General features: G+C 66.4%; 5 protein-coding genes. 1 reads left to right on the top strand and 4 read right to left on the bottom strand.

From position 1 onward, the window contains the following. The 4 genes from I71_RS23940 to I71_RS37680 all read right to left on the bottom strand — a co-directional run. Positions 1–1,168: glycosyltransferase (locus I71_RS23940; protein WP_042699414.1), on the bottom strand; the 1,168-nt coding region annotated here is incomplete at its 3' end. Positions 1,169–1,172: 4 nt separating this feature from the next. Continuing rightward, positions 1,173–2,744, bottom strand: a complete 1,572-nt coding sequence (locus tag I71_RS23935) for a glycosyltransferase (RefSeq protein ID WP_042699410.1) — start codon at positions 2,742–2,744, stop codon at positions 1,173–1,175. A 122-nt stretch (positions 2,745–2,866) separates the two neighbouring features. Continuing rightward, complete coding sequence (locus I71_RS23930) at positions 2,867–3,046, bottom strand: hypothetical protein (RefSeq protein WP_042699407.1); 180 nt, start codon at positions 3,044–3,046, stop codon at positions 2,867–2,869. 397 nt (positions 3,047–3,443) lie between these two features. Further along, positions 3,444–3,659, bottom strand: a complete 216-nt coding sequence (locus I71_RS37680; protein WP_148294354.1) for a hypothetical protein — start codon at positions 3,657–3,659, stop codon at positions 3,444–3,446. Between the two features lie 229 nt (positions 3,660–3,888). On the opposite strand from I71_RS37680, the gene I71_RS23925 reads away from it, so the two are divergent. Beyond that, on the top strand, positions 3,889–4,892 hold a 1,004-nt coding region (locus I71_RS23925; RefSeq protein WP_042699404.1), incomplete at its 3' end, for a sulfate ABC transporter substrate-binding protein.

Below are 4,892 nucleotides of genomic sequence, written 5' to 3'. Positions count from 1 at the left end.
TCGAAGCATGGTCGAGATGCGCCGACCGCAGCCGCGCGCGGCGGTCGGCGTCATCGGCCAGGGCGGAGAGAAGGCGCACCGCATCCTCTTCGCTGCCGAAGGTCAGCGCGTCTTCCGACGGGCCGAACAGCCGGGCGGTGTCGGCATGGCGCCAGCTCACCAGCAGCCCATGGCGTTTGACGATCTCCAGCGTCCGCGGGAAGATCGCCGTGTCGTAGGCGAGGCTGCCGAAATCCAGGCAGGCCACTGCGGTGGGGTAGCCGTTGCGCGGAGCCGCCGACACCGGACCCGCGTTGATGCCGAACCGCTCCCATCCATTGCCCCACAGCGAGAAGCCCTCCCCGAAGCCATGGCGCAGGGCGGCGGCGAAGCGGCGGCGGTTCTCCACCGCGAAGGCGATGGTGAAGGCCCGGTTGAACTCCAGCGTCCAGGCTGGGTCGGCCGACAGGTCGGTCAGCCCGCAGCCGTCCATGGCCTGCAGCCGGTGCAGGGCCGGCCGTTCCATCATGGCCGCGGCGACCGCTTCCGCATCGCGCCGGACCGCCGGAGAAACCGGCTCCCGCCCGGATTCGAGATGCTCCGGCCAGCCCTGCCCCAGATAGAGGATGCGGTTTCGCACCGAGTCCTCCGCGCCCGGATCCGACGGCCCCTTCATCGCGGCATAGGGGTGGCATTGCAGGCCGGGCGTGTCCGAAGCCATCCAGCGCTTGTAGAGATCGACCGAGCCATCCGCCGCCGGGGCGGTGCAGATCCAGCGATGGACGCCCAGCGGCTCATGAAAGACCCGGCTCAGCCCCAGGCGGACCGCCTGTTCCGCCGACCCCTGGCACATGCACCACATCGAAACATCGTTTTCCGCCATCCAGCGGTCGGCGCCGCGGATTTCCTCCGCCGTGCCGGCGCCGATCTCCTCCAGCGGATGCTTCAGGCAGATGTGGACAATGGCGGGGCGGGTGCCGAACTGCGCGATGTAGGCGCGCAGCATCTCCACCGTCTGCCGGGGAATCTCGAACAGGTTCAGCACGAACAGCACGTCGATCCGGCGGTCGATCACCTCCTGCGAGATGTCGGGCAGCGCCAGCACGGATTCATGCCCGAGATCGACCAGTGCCGCCTGGATCGACCACAGGATTTCCGACGTGCCCTGTCCACAAAGCAGGAAGCGCATGCTTCTATCTCCGCTTGGCGAACAGACTGGCCGCCTCGGCCATATAGGCAGAGAGCCGACCATCGTCGGCGCCCTCCCGCTCAACCGTCGCGATGCGGCTGCGGGCCTCCTGCCGCGCCTCGGCCAGCAGCGCCGGGTCGTTCGCCAAGGCAACGGCGCGGGCGACGAAGGCCGCCTCGTCGGCGACCAGGAAGGATGGGCCAGCCACGCTGGCGACGTCGCCGCCCTCGAAGGACAGCACCGGCACGCCGCCCGCCATTGCCTGCGCCACTCCTCCCGCGCCGCCGGTGCGGCGTGGGTTCACGAACAGGTCGCAGACCGACATCAGCGCCTCCATGCGGTCGACATGGCCCAAGCTGCGCAGCCGTCCGGCATGGCGGTCTGCGGCCAGCCGTCCGGGCAGACTCTCCACTCCGCCGGCGAACAGCACCAGGGCCCGCGGGATCGCATCCAGAATCCGGCCCAGCAGGGTCAGGAAGGCACCGTCGATCTCCGCATCCAGGCGGTTGCCGACGACGACGCAGACGAATGCCCCCTCCTGCAAGCCGAACTCCGCCCGCGTCGCCGTCTCTCCGGTGCGGCGCACCGACAGGCTGAAGCGGTAGGGGCGCCAGGACCTCGCCAGCCTGCCATTCTTCGACGGCGGCGCTTGGCCCCCATAACCCAGCACGATGTCGGCGAGCGAGACGATCTGCCCGCTGGTGGTGGGGACGCACATCACCGGACGCGCGCCCTCCAGCAGGTCGGCGACGATCACCGAACCGCCGAAGGCGATCACCAGATCAGGGTCGAACGCCTCGACCGCCGACAGGAAACCCGACAACTTCTCGGCGGTGATGCCCGGCGCGGTGGAGGACAGCATGCGGATGCGCTCGCCGCCGCACCGGATCGTCTTTTCTCCCGAGAGCCTGTCTTCGACCGCGGCGGCGAAGGGCGGGACGAAGGGGCTGTAATAGCGGTCCGGCATCATGTTGGTGTTCAGCACCAGCACCGTGCGCCCGAGATCGCGTTGCAACCGCACCGCCAGCACCAGCAGGTCGCGTGACGGCTGGTGTTCGGCCGACAGGAACTGGTTGGTGACGATCACCACCCGTCCGGTGTCGGGCTGCCCCGCCGTCCTCGCGACCGGAGCAAGTTCCAGGCGCGCCGCCATCTGCCGCAGGAACCGTTCATAAAACGAGAGCAGGTGCTCGGCGACGAAATCGGGCACGGAGCCCATGTCCATGCGCACCAGGAACAGTTGGCGCTGCATCGACCAATAGATCTGGTTGATGCCGTCCAGCGGCGCCAGATCCAGCACATTGTCCAGCATGTCCAGGATGTGCAGGTAGCGGCGCAGGTCGCCGGACACATAGGCCAGCGCCGATTCCCTCAGGATGGGGTCCAGGCCGGCGGTCGCGCCGTCCAACTGTGCCATCGCCACCGCATCCTGCCCCAGCCCGGCCGTTCTTGCGGCTTCGCAGGAGTCCGAAATTGCCTTCAGCGCCTCTCCGGTCCCAGCCGGACCCAACAGCTTGGCGATCAGGTCGGACAATGCCGCGTCTTGGGAGGGCTGGATTACGGCTGGCGCTTGCATGGTTCAACGGTTCCGACTGGTGCTTGGCTGGCGCATTGACAGCCGGCAGCGCCGCGACAAGGCGGGACTTGGCCGGCATCCTTGTCCACGGATAGGATCGATGCCGGCGGGTGTCAATCCACTCAACCCCCGATGCATTTCCCCTGCATCCGATTCCACTGTTCCTCGTACCTACGGCGTTCGCCGGCCGCCGACGGGGCGCTGCCGGTCGCGAAGGTCCGATAGCCGATCTGGAAGGCGATGTAGCAGGGCAGGCAGAAGGCCAGCAGCCGGTGGTCGAGCTGTACGTCGCCCTCGACCACCCGATACAGCGTTTCGGCGTTTCGGCCTGGGCCTTCGACAGATCGAACTCCTCCAGTCCCCCGGCAACGTCCCAGGCGATGCCTTGGCCGCCGATCAGGTCATGCGCGGCGGCATGGTCGAGCGCATCCATCGTCATCAGGCGGTCGTCGGGCAGCCGCAGCCATTCCCAGCGGTACAGGCGGTTGTCGGTAACGACCCGCACGCTGAATTTCTCTCCGCCAGCCCCTGTGCCAGCTTGGCTGCTTCGGTAAACAGCGTTGCCAGGGCGCTGTGCCGCTCGAACCGCAGTGCGGAAGGATCGGTTCCGGCAAGGCTCCGCTTCAGCCGCTCGATCCGGCGGCGGGGATCCTCATGCCCCTCCCGGTCGCCATAGACCAGAATCTTCGCCGGCCGCCGTCACCAGGTCGGGAAGAACAGCAGCAGCAGAGCAAGAACCGCAAGGATACCCAGAATGCTCCACATGGCGGGGCGCCCCATGCCCCGCGAGGTGCCGGCCTTCGGGAGTTCGGCGTCCATTTTCCTGAAGCGGCCAGCCATCGTGTTTGCTCCTGACAATGTCCATATGCCGGAGATCAACAGGGCAAATCCGGTAAAGTTGCCGGTTCCGGTCATGATCCCCTGTCCGGCATGGGTTTGGCCATGCGAAGGGCCGCCGGATGGTTTTCGCTTTACCGCCAATGGGTTGATAGGTCGTTGCGAATTTCCCGCGGGAGAAGGCCAAAAAAACCGCTTCCCAAGCGCCCGGCCAATGGGCAAACTCTACACAAGAAATAGAAAAGATAGCGCGGATACCACTAAAAAAATCCGTGCAATTCAGGAGCCACCGAAGGAGACCCCTGTCATGTCGCTTCGTCGTCTGACCCTTCTCGCCGCCGGCCTGACGCTGGCCTGGCTTGGTGTGGCCGCCGCCGATTCCAAGGATACGCTGCTGAACGTGTCCTACGATCCCACCCGTGAATTCTATGTTGAGTTCAACAAGGCGTTTGCCAAGAAGTGGGAGGCGGAAACCGGCCGCGCCCTGACCGTGCGGCAGTCGCATGGCGGTTCCGGCAAGCAGGCGCGTTCGGTGATCGACGGACTTGATGCCGACATCGTGACCCTGGCGCTTGGCTATGACATCGACGCCATCGCCGATGCCGGCCTGCTGCCGAAGGACTGGCAGAGCCGCCTGCCGAACAACAGCTCGCCCTACACCTCGACCATCGTGTTCCTGGTGAAGAAGGGCAATCCGAAGGGGATCAAGGACTGGAACGACCTGGTGAAGCCGGGCGTCCAGGTCATCACCCCGAACCCGAAGACTTCGGGCGGCGCCCGCTGGAACTATCTGGCCGCCTGGGCCTATGCCCTCCAGGCGAACGGCGGCGACGAGGCCAAGGCCAAGGAGTTCGTGTCGCAGTTGCTGAAGAATGTCCCGGTGCTGGACAGCGGCGCCCGCGGCGCCACCGTCACCTTCACCCAGCGCGGCATCGGCGACGTCCTGCTGGCCTGGGAGAACGAGGCCTACCTGTCGCTTCAGGAGTTCGGCGCCGACAAGTTTGAGATCGTGACGCCCAGCCTGTCGATCCTGGCCGAACCGCCGGTCGCCGTCGTCGACAAGGTCGCCGACCGCAAGGGAAGCCGCAAGGTGGCGGAGGCTTATCTCCAGTTCCTCTACACCCGCGAAGGGCAGGAGATCGCCGCCAAGAACTTCTACCGCCCGCGCCTCCCGGAACTGGCTGCCCAGTATGCGGGGCGCTTCGCCGATGTTAAGCTGGTCACCATCGACCAATTCGGGGGATGGCGTGCCGCACAGGAGAAGCACTTCTCGGACGGTGGGTCTTCGACCAGATCTCCAGAAGGGGCGTG

Source organism: Azospirillum sp. B506, from assembly GCF_000333595.1.
In the GTDB taxonomy this organism is placed as follows: domain Bacteria; phylum Pseudomonadota; class Alphaproteobacteria; order Azospirillales; family Azospirillaceae; genus Azospirillum.
The sequence above is the reverse complement of the archived record's forward strand: the minus strand, read 5'-3'. Positions and strand labels throughout refer to the sequence as shown.